The organism is Paenalcaligenes hermetiae (assembly GCF_039543645.1).
Taxonomy (GTDB): domain Bacteria; phylum Pseudomonadota; class Gammaproteobacteria; order Burkholderiales; family Burkholderiaceae_B; genus Paenalcaligenes; species Paenalcaligenes hermetiae.
The window spans coordinates 262,452-277,333 of sequence record NZ_BAABKD010000008.1 but is presented as its reverse complement, the minus strand read 5'-3'; the positions used below and the strand labels follow the sequence as shown (position 1 = coordinate 277,333).

12 protein-coding genes and 1 other RNA gene are annotated in these 14,882 nt (G+C 50.1%); 10 read left to right on the top strand and 3 right to left on the bottom strand.

Translation table 11 applies throughout. The annotated features are described in order from the left end of the window. Positions 1-967: RNA-guided endonuclease InsQ/TnpB family protein (locus tag ABD980_RS05700; protein ID WP_345370250.1), on the top strand; the 967-nt coding region annotated here is incomplete at its 5' end. Positions 968-1,033: 66 nt separating this feature from the next. On the opposite strand, the gene ybaK is transcribed toward ABD980_RS05700, so the two are convergent. Then, entirely contained in the window at positions 1,034-1,516 is a 483-nt protein-coding gene (gene ybaK / locus ABD980_RS05695; protein ID WP_260649226.1) for a Cys-tRNA(Pro) deacylase, read from the bottom strand. A gap of 14 nt (positions 1,517-1,530) precedes the next feature. Further along, the gene (locus ABD980_RS05690) at positions 1,531-2,448 is read right to left on the bottom strand and encodes a site-specific tyrosine recombinase XerD (protein WP_345370247.1); all 918 of its coding nucleotides are present in this window, start codon (positions 2,446-2,448) and stop codon (positions 1,531-1,533) included. 92 nt (positions 2,449-2,540) lie between these two features. Here ABD980_RS05690 and modA point away from each other — a divergent pair, with 92 nt between their 5' ends. The 3 genes from modA to ABD980_RS05675 are packed head-to-tail and all read left to right on the top strand — an operon-like array spanning position 2,541 to position 4,803. Continuing rightward, positions 2,541-3,317 (top strand): molybdate ABC transporter substrate-binding protein, encoded by a 777-nt coding sequence (gene modA / locus ABD980_RS05685; RefSeq protein WP_300648632.1) that lies wholly within the window; start codon positions 2,541-2,543, stop codon positions 3,315-3,317. Between the two features lie 60 nt (positions 3,318-3,377). Continuing rightward, the gene (gene modB / locus ABD980_RS05680) at positions 3,378-4,055 is read left to right on the top strand and encodes a molybdate ABC transporter permease subunit (RefSeq protein WP_345370244.1); all 678 of its coding nucleotides are present in this window, start codon (positions 3,378-3,380) and stop codon (positions 4,053-4,055) included. A gap of 1 nt (position 4,056) precedes the next feature. Continuing rightward, on the top strand, positions 4,057-4,803 hold the full coding sequence (locus ABD980_RS05675; protein ID WP_345370242.1) for a sulfate/molybdate ABC transporter ATP-binding protein: 747 nt from the start codon (positions 4,057-4,059) through the stop codon (positions 4,801-4,803). Here ABD980_RS05675 and ABD980_RS05670 read toward each other — a convergent pair whose 3' ends face one another. Beyond that, entirely contained in the window at positions 4,804-5,616 is an 813-nt protein-coding gene (locus tag ABD980_RS05670) for a TOBE domain-containing protein (protein ID WP_345370241.1), read from the bottom strand. An 81-nt stretch (positions 5,617-5,697) separates the two neighbouring features. Here ABD980_RS05670 and ABD980_RS05665 point away from each other — a divergent pair, with 81 nt between their 5' ends. From ABD980_RS05665 to recR, 6 genes are all read left to right on the top strand, one after another. Continuing rightward, positions 5,698-8,346, top strand: a complete 2,649-nt coding sequence (locus tag ABD980_RS05665; RefSeq protein ID WP_345370240.1) for a PD-(D/E)XK nuclease family protein — start codon at positions 5,698-5,700, stop codon at positions 8,344-8,346. After that, positions 8,336-11,629, top strand: a complete 3,294-nt coding sequence (locus ABD980_RS05660; RefSeq protein WP_345370239.1) for a UvrD-helicase domain-containing protein — start codon at positions 8,336-8,338, stop codon at positions 11,627-11,629. Before ABD980_RS05665 ends, ABD980_RS05660 begins: the two co-directional genes overlap by 11 nt. Positions 11,630-11,645: 16 nt before the next feature. After that, positions 11,646-11,743, top strand: an RNA gene (gene ffs / locus ABD980_RS05655) — signal recognition particle sRNA small type. 103 nt (positions 11,744-11,846) lie between these two features. Continuing rightward, a complete protein-coding gene (gene dnaX, locus ABD980_RS05650; protein ID WP_345370238.1) occupies positions 11,847-13,883 on the top strand; it encodes a DNA polymerase III subunit gamma/tau in 2,037 nt (678 codons plus the stop codon). A gap of 49 nt (positions 13,884-13,932) precedes the next feature. Then, positions 13,933-14,259, top strand: a complete 327-nt coding sequence (locus tag ABD980_RS05645) for a YbaB/EbfC family nucleoid-associated protein (protein ID WP_260649217.1) — start codon at positions 13,933-13,935, stop codon at positions 14,257-14,259. Beyond that, positions 14,260-14,868 carry a recombination mediator RecR gene (recR, locus tag ABD980_RS05640; RefSeq protein WP_260649216.1) on the top strand — a complete coding sequence of 203 codons (609 nt, stop codon included), beginning with the start codon at positions 14,260-14,262 and terminating at the stop codon, positions 14,866-14,868. It begins immediately after the preceding gene. The last annotated feature ends 14 nt before the right edge of the window (positions 14,869-14,882 follow it).

Genomic DNA, 14,882 nt, shown 5'->3' with positions numbered 1-14,882 from the left:
GAAAGAGCGCTACGAGCGCGGAGAGAAGAAGCTGGGCTACGCCGGGCTGTGCAAGATGCTCACCGAGTGGCGCGACAGCTTCCGCTACCCCGACCCGAAGCAGATCAAGCTCGATCAGGGCAACAGTCGTATCTTCCTGCCCAAGCTGGGATGGCTGCGCTACCGCAATAGTCGCGAGGTGCTGGGCACAGTCAGAAATGTCACCGTGAGCCAGTCTTGCGGCAAGTGGTTCGTAAGCATCCAGACCGAGCGCGAAGTTGAGCAGCCCGTGCCGCAGGGTGGCGCAGTCGGCATCGACATGGGCATTGCGCGATTCGCCACCTTATCGGACGGCACGTTCTACGCGCCGCTCAACAGCTTCAAGCGGCATGAAACGGCCTTGCGTAAAGCGCAGCAGGCGATGAGTCGCAAAACCAAATTCAGCAACAACTGGAAGAAGGCGAAAGCCCGCGTCCAGCGTATCCATTGCCGGATCGGCAACGCCCGCCGCGACTACCTGCACAAGTCCACGACCGCGATCAGCCAAAACCACGCGATGGTGTGTATCGAGGATTTGCAGGTACGGAACATGTCCAGGTCAGCGGCAGGTAGCACCGAAAAACCGGGAAGAAACGTTCGTGCCAAGTCCGGCCTGAACAAGTCCATCCTCGATCAAGGCTGGTTCGAGTTCCGCCGCCAACTGGATTACAAGCTGGCGTGGAACGGCGGCTGGCTGGTTGCAGTGCCGCCACAGAACACGAGCCGTTCCTGTCCGTGCTGTGGCCATGTGTCTGCCGACAACCGGCAGACGCAAGCCCGATTTGCGTGTGTGGAATGTGGCTTCGAGGAAAACGCCGATCTGGTCGGCGCGATCAATGTGCTAAGGGCGGGACACGCCCGGTTCGCCTGTGAAGTGAGCGATGCAGTAGGGTCGCCAGCAGCAGGAACCCACCGAAGCGACTCAGGGGCGGCATTGAGCCGCCCCTGAGCGCCGTAGGAATCTCCGGCCTTCAGGCCGGGGAGGATGTCAATAGAAAAGATAGCGGGGATGGGTTTAGTCTAGTGCTACATCCACGGGTTTTGCCTTAAGATAATCAACCAAAATTTTTGGGTTGATTTGTATTAGTAGACCTCGCTTGCCCCCATTAATATAGATGCTTTCATAATCCAAAATACTTTTTTGTACCCAGACTGGCATGGTTTTACGCGTTCCAAAGGGCGAAGTGCCACCAACTAAATAGCCCGAGTGACGTTGAGCTGTATTTGGTTCACAAGGCTGAATGTGCTTGACTCCCGTTTGTCTGGCAAGATTTTTAGTCGAAACCTCTTGGTCTCCATGCATAAGAATAATTAAAGGCTGTTTTTTTTCGTCTTCCATCACTAATGTTTTGATCGTGATATGTGGGTCAAGCCCTAATTTTTTAGCAGCATCATTAGCACCGCCTTTGGCAGCATAGTCGTAGATGTGCTCACTGAATGGAATTTTACGTTGTTTAAGCCAGAGAGTGGCTGGGGTTTCACTTGTTTTTTTTGCCATGATGATAAGCTAAGTTACGCTCTAGGATGGTGTAGAGCATGTAGCTGACGTAAACGCTCACGAGTAATGTGACTATAGATTTGGGTGGTGCTTGGGTTTTTATGGCCAAGTAAAAGCTGTACCATGGCCACGTCAGCACCATTGTTTAATAAATGTGACGCAAACGCATGGCGCAAGCTATGTGGGGATAAATCTTGTGTAAGCTGGGCTTGTTGGGCGTATTTTTTAATAATGAGCCAAAAACCTTGTCGTGTCATTGCTTTGCCTTGCGTGCTGATGAATACAGCATCACTTTGCCGCTGCCGCAAAATCAACGGGCGAGCGTGTAATAAATAACGCTCTAGCCAGTATTTTGCGTCCTCTCCGATAGGGATTAGCCGTTCTTGGATACTGTGTGGGTTTGGATGAATAACCCGTAGTACCCCTTGCGCTAAGTCTAGCTGCTCTAGACGTAGCGCTACGAGCTCACTCACACGCATCCCCGTTGCATAGAGAAGCTCAAGCATGCTTTTATCACGTAAGCCCAGTCGTTGTTGGGTGTTTGGAGCTTGTAGCAGGGCATCAATATCGGCATGGGTCAGCGGTTCGCTAGGTGTGGTCGTGATTTTTAGTGGGCGTAAGGATTCTGCTGGATTGTGATACGTTGGGTCTTGGTCACAGAGCCAATGGAAAAATTTCTTGATACTAGCAATACGTCGGTTAACCGTACTGGGCGAGGCATTGGCAGTGGGATCATTTAGCCATGCTTGCAGCTGCTCGGTAGAGACCTGGGTTAAGTCTTGCGAAAAGGGTTGCTGATCGAGCCAGTGCTTTAACTGTTGTAAATCACGCAGATAGGCGGCAAGCGTGTGCTCGGATAAGGCTTGTTGCCGTAAAAAACGAATAAATGCTTCGATAAAAGCCATGATGGAAAAGAAGAGGTTGTCTTCCAATTAAGATAGCTATATACCTATATATATAGGGGTGGTAAACTACTCAAACAAATTGTTAACTATAGCGCAAGTCAATCCTACACAAGGAGTCCATGGTGAAATTATCGCTTAAAAAATCGCTCAGTCGTGTTTTAACCGTTGGTGCAGTAGCATTTTCTTTTGTATCGGCGCCAGCACAAGCCGCAGATCTAGTGGTATCCGCAGCGGCTAGCTTAACCAATGCACTCAAAGAGGTGGGCGAACATTTTCAAAAACAGCACGAGGGCACACAGGTATTGAACAGTTTTGCGGCATCGGATGTGCTAATGCAGCAAATCGTCAACGGTGCTCCTGTGGATGTATTTGCTTCGGCAGACCAAAAAGCGATGGACAAAGCCATCGAAGCGGGAGCCATTGATGCCGATACGCGCAAGGATTTTGTGCAAAATGGTGTAGTGCTTATTGTACCGAGTGATAACCCAAAAAACATCCAGAGCTTAGCCGATTTAGCTAAAGAGGATGTCACACGTGTAGCGTATGGTAATCCTGCTACTGTGCCCGTTGGGCGTTATACCCAGGGTTCCTTAGAAAAATCTGGCGATTGGCAGGCTGTAGAAAGCCGTAAAGTCCTTGGGCAGAATGTGCGTCAGGTCTTAGATTATGTGGCCCGTGGCGAAGTGGATGCCGGGTTTGTGTTTGCTACAGACGCCGCCATTATGAAAGACAAGGTCAATGTGGTACAAGAGCTAGAAACCACTGTGCCGGTGACATACCCAATCGCATTGGTCAAGCGTGATGGTCGCAATGAGCTGGCTCAGGCTTATTTAGACTTTGTGTTATCAGAGGAAGGTCAGGCTATTTTGGCTAAATACGGTTTTAGCAAGCCCTAACCTTGGTGTTATCTTTGAGACGAAGGCTGCTTGAGCAGCCTTTCTTGCCCGGTATTCCCCATGTCTGATCTTTGGATCCCCCTACTGCTTTCTTTAAAAGTCGCTGGTTGGGCAACCTTATTTGCTGCTGTTCTCGGCATAGCAGTGGCTTTTTTGCTCTCGCGCTGGCGCTCGCCGTTATGTAATTTGGTGGACTCTATTTTGACTTTACCAATGGTTTTGCCGCCTACTGTAATTGGCTATTACCTTTTGGTTTTATTAGGGCGTCGTGGATGGCTAGGGCAGTGGTTATCTCAATGGGGGATTGAACTGGTCTTTACGTGGCAAGGCGCCGTGGTAGCGGCTACTGTCGTGGCTTTTCCATTGGTGTTAAAGTCTGCGCGTGCCGCTTTTGAGGATGTGGATTATCGGCTAGAGGATGCGGGTATCGTTTTGGGATTAAGCCGCTTACAGGTGTTTTTTCGCGTCAGTTTGCCTTTGGCGATGCGTGGAATCATGGCAGGGGTACTGCTTGCTTTTGCACGGGCTTTAGGCGAGTTTGGAGCGACCCTGATGATAGCAGGCAGTATACCCGGGCGCACGCAAACGTTGTCGATTTCTATTTACGAAGCTGTGCAGGCCGGAAATGATGATCTGGCAATGATTTTAGTGTTAGTGACCTCGGCAAGCTGTATTGCAGTATTGTGGTTTGCTGGTTTATTAACCCCAGCGCAGCAGCGCCATCGGGGGGCTCGTTAATATGGCGGTTTCTATACATATACAGCGCTCGTTAAGCTCAGCAACGCGACAGTTTGAGCTCAATATACAGTTAGACAGTCAGGCGCAACGCATTGCTTTGTTTGGGCCCTCTGGGTCGGGTAAAACATTAACCATCCAAGCGGTTTCGGGGTTAATGACACCGGATCAGGGCAGTATTGTTGTCAATGACACTCTGCTATTTTGTTCTCAAAAAGGCGTAAACCTGAGCCCGCAACAACGCCATTTAGCTTACTTGTTGCAGGATTATGGGTTATTTCCCCATTTGACCGTCGCGCAAAACATTAGTTTTGGTTTGCGCAAAGGGTGGTTGAATCCATCTAAAAAATGGGTGCCTGCTCAAGCAAAAAAATGGATTGATGCGTTTGAGCTAACGCCAATTTTAGGGAATTACCCCGGGGAAATTTCAGGTGGGCAAAAGCAGCGTACCGCTTTAGCGCGAGCTTTAGCGGTGAATCCCTCCATGCTGTTGCTCGACGAGCCTTTGGCGGCTTTGGATATTAACTTGCGGGTAAAAATGCGCCAGGAGCTCAGTGCACTGCAAAAGCGGCTGGGCATCCCTTCGATTATTATTACGCATGACCCCGAGGATGCCATTGTGTTAGCCGATGAAGTGTATCGTATTGCCGATGGGCGTATTGTTGGTCGCTGTACACCCGCCGAGCTAAACCATGAAATCCAGCGCAGTAGCGAGCAGCTACTGGTGGATTTACAAAAAACCTCGCATTAGTTATTCCATGGTGCCAAGCAATACGCTAGATGCTTTGAAAATAGCGATGGCAGGTTGTCCTACCTTAAGCTTCAGATTTTCTAGGCTTTGCATGGTAATGATGGCGGTAATGCGGTGCTTTTCAGAAATTTTGATACCTATTTCAGCATTAACGGCACCAGATTCAATATGGGCAATGGTTCCTTGGAGCTGGTTGCGCGCAGACAGCTTACTTTCAGAAGGCAGACCTACAATAATGGAAGAGGCTTTTAGAAAAGCAAGCGCGCGCATGCCCTCTTTTAGCCCCATGCTATCTACACTTTCATTGGTAATAGAAGCAATAATAGGTTGCGTGCCACCGATGTCTAAGGCGACCTCTGTATTGACGGCACCGAGTGTGATTTTAGTGATTTTGCCCGCAAAATTATTACGAGCCGAAGTTTGTACCATCATAGTTTGTAATAACTCCAGATTTTTGTCTGAGCCAGGTTGAGCTTTGGCTAAGTGGCTCATAAAGCGCTGGTGTGCTGCGTCCAGCTGTTGGTAGAGCTCAAGAATTTCTAATGCTTTTGGGGTAAGGGAAGCCCCACCGCCACGCTGACCGCCTGTTGTGCGTAAAACCAAAGGCTCATCTGAGAGATTGTTCATGGTGTCAATGGCATCCCAGGCGGCTTTGTAACTCAGGTCGATATGACGTGCGGCGGCGGAAATGGAGCCGTGCTCATGAATCGCGGCTAAAAGCGCCATGCGCCTTGGATTGCCCCAATTTAGTTTGCCAGAACGAAACCAGATAGAACCAGCGAGCTCAAAAGGAGGGGTGTTTTCAGATGACATGGTTATGGTTTAATAGTGTGGATGTAACAAAAATGGAAGCCGCACTCAAGCGCGTCATGCATTCTATTTAAAGGATTAAAAATGGGCTTGTCCTGTGATTTTAACCAACTCTTGCAATTAGAAAGCACAGAAACCCTAGTGCTGACGGTTAACAATCGTTTTGCCCGGCGGTTGCTAGCACAATTACAGCATAGCTTATTAGGCCAGAAAAAAGCCATGGCTGTACCGGATATTATGCCGTTTTCTGCATGGTTAAGACAGGTCAATGATGATTTAACCTTTTCTGATAATAAGGCGCCCGCTGCTTACTTGCTTGATTCATTTAGTCGTTTATATGTTTGGGAACAAGTGATTTATGAGCAAGAACCAGAGCAATCCTTATTGATTGATGTGCCACAGGCGGCCAAGATGGCAGCGGAAGCGGATCAGCTTATCGATGAGTGGGGCTTACAGATTGAGCCAGAGACTCATACCGGGGACTCCGCGCGCTTTATGCAATGGCGTCAAGCATACAGAGCACATTTAGAGCAGTATGATTTAGATGATGTTAACCGAGCTACAGAGCGGGTTGCACAAGCCTTAGAAGCTGGGGACTATATCCCCACTTGGCGGCATGTGGTCTTGGTGGGTTTTCATGAAATTTCACCGCGCTTGCAGCGTATGCTCGATGCGCTCTTAATGCATGGGGTTCGTTATTATTTCTATCGGGCGGAGACTAGGGATCAGACACATTGTGAGCGCATTCAAACGTCTTCTCCTGATGCCGAGTGGCGATTAGCGGCTCGCTGGGCAGCGCAGCAGTTACGTGAGAATCCGCAGGGCTGTTATGCCATTGTGGCTTTGGAGCTTGAGCAGCAGGCGGCTTTTGCACATCGGGTGCTTGCACATGAGCTAGCTCCTAGAACAGCTGGGGATAAGTTTTTTGCTTGGAATATTGCTGTCGGTAGACCACTGGGGCAGTGGCCACTGGTTCGCGCAGCGCTTAATTGGTTAACGGTTTTAACTCAGGTTCATGCGGGCGAGGTGCGCGGTGCCACCATGGGGGCGGCACTTTTATCTGGGTATTGTGTGGGGGCTCAGACAGAAAAATCGCAGCGAGCCCGTTTAGATGTATTGTGGCGCACACAACAAAAAAATCGCTTAGACTTAGTGCAGCTTGATGAGGCGATTCAAAACTGTGAGCAATTAGGCGTAGCGTGGCGTGCTGTGCGTGACTATCTAAAGGGGCTAACGACGGCGTTAACCGTTTCACAATGGGTGCCTCACTTACGTGAATTATTACGACTCCTGGGTTTCCCGGGCGATGTCAGCTTAGATAGTCACAACTATCAAGCCATGAAAGCGTTTGATCAGAGACTGACGCAGTTTGGTCGTCTTGCACCGATATTTGGTGCCTTAACATTGACTCAAGTGGTACAAATGTTGGCGCGCTTTATGCATGAGACCCTTTTCCAACCGCAGCGCGATGCTTCGGCTCGTCTAGATGTTTTGGGGTTACTTGAGGCCGAAGGGGGGCAATGGGATGCCATATGGGTGATCGGTGTAACGGATCAAGTATTACCTGCTACCCCTAGCCCTAATCCTTTTATTCCTTATGCTGTATTACGCGCGGCGCAAGCGCCACGCTCCACACCCGAGCGGGAGCTACAATGGGCGCGCGGCATGTTTCAAGCCTTACAAAATGCCACGCCGCATTTGATATGCAGTTATGCCTGTCAGGATAATGGGCAGGCATTACGCCCTAGCCCTTTAATTGAGGGGCTGCCTGAGCAGATTTGTCCTGACCCATTAACCACCACAATATCTAAAGGGGTGCGCTTAGCGCAGCTCGAGGATCACCAAGGTCCACCCGTACAAAAAGACGAAAAGATTTACGGTGGTACAGCAGTGCTAGATCGACAAGCCCGTAATCCTTTGTGGGCTTTTGTGAATTATCGCTTGCATGCTCAGCGCTTAGCGGAATACGAGGACAGTGGGCAATTAAGGCTGGTACGGGGTACATTTTTGCATTTGGCGTTGGAATACGTCTGGCAAGCTATTTCCCCACGGACTAGTACGCAACTGCTTCAAGAGCATCATGCTGGCCGACTGGGTGACCTAATAGAAAGCGCCATCGACAAAGCGGCTGCGCAGACCTTATTCGCTTTGCCTGCGGTGATCAAGCAGCTCGAGTGCCAGCGAGCTAAGCAGGTGCTCACGAGCTGGTTTGAGCTGGAAACTGAGCGCGCTCCTTTCGAGGTAGTGGCGTTGGAGCAAAAGCACCACTTGCCTGGGTTTGCCGCTACGATGCGTGTAGACCGCATCGATCGTTTAGAGGACGGCTCTTATTTACTGGTCGACTACAAAACCACAAAAGTGAATAAAAATTACACTGCGTGGTTGCGAGCGCGTCCGATTGAGCTCCAGCTTCCTATTTATGCTGCACTACTCGAAACACAAAATAAACCAGTAGCGGGTCTGGTTTTTGGGTTTTTACATTATGCGTGTGCACTAGGGGGGTATGGTGGCGATCAGGCACCTCTTACGAGTACGGAAACAAAACAATTTTCGCAGCAGTTTAGGGATTGGGATGAATTAAAACAGCATTTGCAGACGCAGGTATGGGCCTTAAAGGATGAGTTCTTACAAGGTGTGGCACGCAATCAAGTCATTGACCCTAATGACTTGCGTTACTGTGACGTGTTGCCCTTTTTACGTTTAGAGCAGGAGTACGAGCAGGATGAGACCTAGTGATGCTGTGGTGCGGGCAGATGCGATCGACCCTTCGCGTTCTTTTTTAGTACAAGCCCCTGCAGGCTCAGGGAAAACAGAGCTGCTCACCGATCGCATTTTGGCATTGTTGGCATTGGTACAACAACCCGAGGAAATTGTTGCTATTACTTTTACGCGAGCGGCAGCGGCCGAAATGCATGCTCGTGTGATAGAAAAACTGCATGCCGCATTAGGGCCTGAGCCGGCCGAGGATTACAAAAAAACCAGTTGGCGGTTAGCAAAACAAGCGTTAGCGAATGATGCCAAACAAAACTGGCAGCTACTTAGCCATCCATCACGGTTAAGTATCCGTACTATTGACTCTTTGTGCGCGCACCTAGTTAAAGCCATGCCATGGTTAAGCGGTTTGGGGGGGGTGCCAGAGGTTTCCGATCAGGCCGACAGCTTATATAGCAAAGCGGCGCAAGCCACAATGGCGCTCGCAGACCGCTATCCTTCTATTGTGTTCCTAATCCAACATTTAGGGGTGAATCTGGCAGATGTGGAGCAGCTGTTGGTGGATATGCTTGCCAAGCGGGATCAGTGGCTACCCACATTAGGGGCGGTGGATGCGCTATCTCAGTTACAGCATTACCTAGAGGATACGATTCGAGAGCGCTTGCAGCAGCTTGAGCAGGCACTGCCCTATGGTTGGCAACAAAGCTTAGCGCCTTGCGCCGTGTATGCTCATCAGCATTTGGTGCTTAGCCAGAAGCATTATTTAGCGCCTTTAGCAGACTGGAGTGAGCAGCAGCCGTTGGTGCCTGAGCCAGAGGACTTGCCGCGCTGGCAAGCACTGATCCCTTTGCTTTTAACCAGCGATCTGATCCCACGCAAGTCGCAAGGGATGAATGCGAAAGTGGGCTTTCCGGCAGGGGGAAATAAAGCACTCAATCAACAAATGAAAGACTGGCTCGATCAAGAGGGGCCAAACCCGCCGTGGCTAGCTCCTTTGGTTGCTATACGAAACTTGCCTGCGGCGTATTCAGAAAAAGAGCAGGAGCTATTGCAGCATTTAGCACAGGTGCTTTGGATTGCAGTGGCTCAGTTGCGTCTGGCTTTTATTGAAAGTGGGCAAGTGGATTTTATTGAAATTGCTCAGCGTGCACTGGTTGCTTTAGGTGAAGCGGATAACCCCTCTGATTTACTTTTACGCTTGGATCGACGTATTAGTCATTTATTAGTCGATGAATTTCAGGATACCAGCCTGAATCAAATTCAATTGCTAGAAAAGCTCACCTCTGGCTGGCAGCCTGGAGACGGACGCACAGTATTTTTGGTGGGTGACCCCATGCAATCCATTTACCGTTTTCGTAAAGCGGAAGTTGGGTTGTTTTTAGAAGTACAAAAAAACCAACGCCTAGGTGAAGTTTCACTAGAGGCGGTAACGCTCACGAATAATTTTCGTTCCACACAAAATGTGGTGCAGTGGGTAAACCAGCTGGGCCAACACCTTTTCCCCGCGCAGCATGATCTAGAGCTAGGTGGTGTGCCTTATACGCCTTCAGATGCTTTTAATCCTGCTGATCCTACCTCGCAGGTGGTAACGCACCCCTTTATTTATGAGCCTAACCAAAAAGATCTTGCGCAAGCACAGGCAGAGCAGCGTGTGGTGGAACTTTGTCAGCAAGCACTAAGCACTTACGCAGATAGTCCTAAACCTGTGGCAATTTTAGTACGTGCTCGTAGTCATTTAGGGCAAGTGATTCGTGCTCTAACCAAAGCCGGCATACCGACTAAGGCCGTTGATATTGATCAGCTTACGGCACGCCCTGTGGTGCAGGATGTAGTGCAGCTAGTGCGTGCCTTATCCCATCCAGGGGACCGTTTGGCTTGGTTGGCTTTATTGCGCTCGCCTCTTTGTGGGCTCACTTTGCATAGTTTGCACCGCCTGTGTGGTCATGATCGGGTAGAAACAGTGCCGCAGTTAATTCACCAAGCCACCGCTGAGGCATGGCCTGCCGATGAGTGGGAGCGCTTGCAACATGTGGCTGGGGTTTTATTAGACGAAAGGAACCGCAGCGGCACCATGCCTTTTGCGGCGTGGGTAGAGTATTGTTGGTTGCGACTGGGCGGGGATCAGGTGTATGCCGATCCAAATGATCAAGCGGATGCAGAAAACGTATTTAGGCTATTAGAGCAGCTAGCACCCTATGGCGATATCGATTTGACCATTTTTGAGCAGCAGGTTGATCGATTATTTGCTCAGGCTCAATTGGCGGCCCATGCAGTCGAGGTAATGACCTTTCATAAAGCTAAAGGATTAGAGTTTGAAAGCGTGATTTTGTATGACTTAAATCGAGGGTCCCGTCATCAAAAAGAACCTTTGATGGCCTTTGAGCAAAGTCAGGGGCGTTTATATGTAGGCATGGCCAAAGCGTCGGATGCACAGAGTAAAGATCCGATCAGTCTATTTATTGCTGAACGGGAAAAGCAGCGAGAAGCCTATGAGCTGCAACGTTTACTGTATGTAGGGGTAACGCGTGCGCGCAGCGAGCTCCATCTGGTCGCAATCATGGAAAATAAAACGAATTTTGCTCCAACACGAGGATCATTGCTTGATTTGCTGTGGCCAATGGTGGAGGTGGATTTTGCTAACGCGCAAGCGGAGCAAGTGATGCTACCTATACCAGTAGAGGAGCCAGGTACTGCTCCTTATCAATACTTGGTTCGAGTTGCTGATTTGACAGATCTTCCAGTGGTGACAGCGCGACCTATATCCCAAGGCGATAACAAGTGGACCTGGGTAGAGGAGCCGTTTAAAGAAGCGGCAATTGGTACAGTTGCTCACGCGTGGTTAGAGCGGATAGGAAAAGAGGGGCGTCAAGCCTGGCCCGTATCGCGCATAGAGCAAAGTGTGTTTGTGATACAGCGGCAGTTGCAGCGCACAGGTATTCAGCACGAGGAGCTTGAGCAAGCTGTTAATGATGTAAAAGAAACATTGGTCATGACCTTAGAAAGCGAGCGCGGGCAGTGGCTATTGGATGTAGCTAAAGCCTATAGAGAGTGGACTTTGTTAGACGCCGAGGGTCGCGTATCTATTATTGATTTAGCCATCTCTCAAGAGGATCATTGGCTGATTGTGGACTATAAAACGGCAAAGCCTTATCCCGGTCAAAGCGAAGCGCAATTTATTGCCAGTATGAAAGCACGTTATGCGGATCAACTGCGTAGGTATTGTGCTCAGGTTTCAGCACTTGATGGGCGTCAAGCGGTAGCGGCGTTATATTTTCCGCGCGCCTCGCTTTGGTGCCCGATTTAATGTTATACTAATTCTTGGTGAGCCCCTTCGCATGGTTCAACAGTCAACCTGGTCAGGTCGGGAACGAAGCAGCCACAGCTGTCTCGAACCAGTGCCGAAGTCAGGCTCACCGCCTCTTCTATGGGAAATCCTTCCTCTCTTCTCCCCCATCTTCTCCAAATCCGGTACACTTTATTAGCCGTTGGCTTTTTTCTGACTACCGAGTGATTCTCCCTTCATGACATACCAAGTTCTGGCTCGTAAATGGCGTCCGCGCTCTTTTGATACCCTTATTGGTCAAGAGCATGTGGTACGTGCGTTAACCCATGCTTTAGACACCCAGCGTTTACATCATGCCTGGCTTTTTACGGGCACCCGGGGTGTGGGTAAAACAACTTTGTCTCGTATTCTTGCCAAAGCGTTAAACTGTGAAAAAGGGGTAAGCGCGCACCCATGTGGAGAGTGCCGCTCCTGTGTGGAAATTGATCAGGGACGGTTTGTCGATTATGTAGAGCTGGATGCCGCCTCAAACCGAGGTGTGGATGAAATGACGCAGCTGCTAGAGCAAGCGGTCTATGCTCCTAGTGCGGCGCGTTATAAAGTCTATATGATTGACGAGGTGCATATGCTAACGGGGCATGCCTTTAATGCCATGCTCAAAACCCTCGAAGAGCCTCCCGCTCATGTGAAATTTATTTTAGCGACCACAGATCCGCAAAAAATTCCGGTAACGGTGTTATCACGATGCTTGCAGTTCAATCTGAAGCAAATGACCGTACCGGCTATTGAGCAGCATTTGCAGTTTATTTTGCAACAAGAGACCATCCCTGCAGAGCCCACAGCACTGCGCTTGTTAGCACAAGCAGCTCAGGGCTCAATGCGTGATGCGTTATCTCTTACGGACCAAGCGATTGCCTACAGTGCAGGAACCGTTTCCACAGAAGCGGTGCAGGGCATGTTGGGTACTATTGATCAGTCCCACTTAATTCAAATTCTTCAAGCGTTGATTGACGGCACAGGCGAACGTTTGGTAGCGATCGCAGATGATATGCTGCTCAGGGGGCTATCCTTTGAGGGGGCGTTAGCCGATTTGGCTGTACTATTATCACGGATCGCTATTGAGCAGCGTGTGCCGGGCGCATTACCGCAGGACGAGCCTAACTTAGCCGCTATTGAGCAGTTAGCGCAACAGCTTTCTGCGGACCACGTGCAACTGTTTTATTCTGTGGTGGTACATAGTCGCGATGAAATTCGCTTGGCTCCAGATGATTACGCCGGTTTTATTATGGCGTGCCTGCGGCTACTGGCATTAACGCCTGCTGGAAGTTTACCCACGCCAGCCCGAGCAATGCCGGATTCGACTCCTGCTGCACCTACGCTTTCCCCTACACCTGAGCCCGAAAAAACCGCTCCTGATGCTGCCCCATTGCCAGACGAGGCGTCTCCCCCACCGGCTTCCGTATCTTCGCCGGTTCGCTCTGCCGTCTCGCCTGATCCTGAACCACGCACAGGCATTCAGCCCGCCGTGATAGAAAGCGGTGGAGCGGCGGTCAAACAAGCAACAGAGGCGGATTTACCTCCGTGGGAAACGGAGCCATCTTTACCGGTGCAAAAAGCTGCTGACCTAAGGTCTGCTACTTCAGGGAAGTTGGCTAAGAGTCCAGAGCCTAGCCAGATGGCAACGACTAAAGCAGAGGACTCGGATTTGGAGCCTCCTCCTTATGATGAGCCGCCCTTAACAGCGCAGCCAGAGGATACGCACTTTGCTCAGGACACCGAAGACGATTTTTCCGCAGGGAGCCCTGAAGGCGGCGACATGGCTCCCTTGATGGATGAAGCCGTACAACAAGCGGTAGCAGCGTTGGACTTGCCAACAACAAAGCGCTTATCGCCGGAGCAAGTGACTGCAACCGATTGGGTTGATCTGGCGACAGCACTGCCTTTATCTGGATGGGCAGCGGAGCTAGCTCAACAAACAGAATGGGTTTCATTTGAGGACAATGTAGTGGTTTTGCGTGCTGCTATTCGCTCTGCCGATGATAGCCAAGCCAAAGCCCGCATTAATACGGTGTTAAACGAACATTTTGGGCGCGCGCTACAGCTCCATATTGAATATGGCGACACGGGTTCAGAAACAGCGTTTGCTCAGGCAGAGGCACTACGTCAACAGCGTCAGGAGCAAGCAGAAAACGATGCGCAGCAAAATCCGTTTATACTAGCACTCGAAGCGCAATTTGATGCTCAAATTGTCACGGGCTCGATCCGGGCTAAATAATGCCCAGCCGTAGCTCTTTCCATGATTTTATGATTTAGGACGATTTTCTATGATGAAAGGACAACTCGCTGGCTTGATGCGTCAGGCGCAGCAAATGCAAGAAAATATGAAAAAGGCGCAAGATGAGCTCGCCAACCTCGAAGTCGAGGGTGCCGCTGGTGGGGGCTTGGTTAAAGTTACGGTGACCTGCCGTAATGATGTACGTCGTGTTCATATTGACCCGTCTTTGTTAGAGGACGATAAAGACATGTTAGAGGATTTAGTCGCGGCGGCTGTTAACGACGCTTTGCGTAAAGCCGAGGCCACTTCTCAAGAGAAAATGTCCGCTATTACAGCCGGTTTGCCTTTGCCTCCCGGTATGTCTTTCCCGTTTTAAATGACCATATTATTACCTGAGCCTGCGCCGTTACGTGATTTGATAGATGCTTTTAAGCGCCTACCTGGTGTGGGGGAGCGCACGGCACGGCGTATGGCTTACCACTTATTGCAGAATGATGTCGTGGGGGCGCAGACACTTAGTCGCGCTTTGGATCAGGCCACGACAACGCTTGTGCATTGCCAGCGCTGTAATAGTTTTAGTGAAACAGAAATCTGCTTAACCTGTTCGAACCCACAGCGTGACCCAAGCTTATTATGCATCGTGGAAACGCCCGCTGATCAAAATATGATCGAGGCTAGCCATAGCTATAACGGCTTGTATTATGTACTGATGGGGCGCTTGGCTCCACTCGAAGGGGTAGGGCCTAAAGATTTGCAGTTTCAGCGCATAGCGAACCGTGCGCAGGAATCAGCAGTCAAAGAAGTCATATTAGCCACGAATTACACGGCAGAAGGCGAAACCACTGCCCATCACTTGGCCGAGTTCTTACGTGGTCAAGGCATCAAGCTAAGCCGGCTCGCACGCGGCGTGCCCGCCGGTAGCGAGCTGGAATATGTCGATGCCAGTACGATTGCTTGGGCATTGATGGAGCGAAAAAGCACGTAATAACAACGATTTTT

What these genes read in the sequence shown, in the direction of transcription:
- ybaK (WP_260649226.1), bottom strand. Translation starts at nt 1,516, where the DNA reads ATGGCAAAAAAAACAAGTGAAACCCCAGCCACTCTCTGGCTTAAACAA.
- modA (WP_300648632.1), top strand. Translation starts at nt 2,541, where the DNA reads ATGGTGAAATTATCGCTTAAAAAATCGCTCAGTCGTGTTTTAACCGTT.
- modB (WP_345370244.1), top strand. Translation starts at nt 3,378, where the DNA reads ATGTCTGATCTTTGGATCCCCCTACTGCTTTCTTTAAAAGTCGCTGGT.
- ABD980_RS05675 (WP_345370242.1), top strand. Translation starts at nt 4,057, where the DNA reads ATGGCGGTTTCTATACATATACAGCGCTCGTTAAGCTCAGCAACGCGA.
- ABD980_RS05670 (WP_345370241.1), bottom strand. Translation starts at nt 5,616, where the DNA reads ATGTCATCTGAAAACACCCCTCCTTTTGAGCTCGCTGGTTCTATCTGG.
- ABD980_RS05665 (WP_345370240.1), top strand. Translation starts at nt 5,698, where the DNA reads ATGGGCTTGTCCTGTGATTTTAACCAACTCTTGCAATTAGAAAGCACA.
- ABD980_RS05660 (WP_345370239.1), top strand. Translation starts at nt 8,336, where the DNA reads ATGAGACCTAGTGATGCTGTGGTGCGGGCAGATGCGATCGACCCTTCG.
- dnaX (WP_345370238.1), top strand. Translation starts at nt 11,847, where the DNA reads ATGACATACCAAGTTCTGGCTCGTAAATGGCGTCCGCGCTCTTTTGAT.
- ABD980_RS05645 (WP_260649217.1), top strand. Translation starts at nt 13,933, where the DNA reads ATGATGAAAGGACAACTCGCTGGCTTGATGCGTCAGGCGCAGCAAATG.
- recR (WP_260649216.1), top strand. Translation starts at nt 14,260, where the DNA reads ATGACCATATTATTACCTGAGCCTGCGCCGTTACGTGATTTGATAGAT.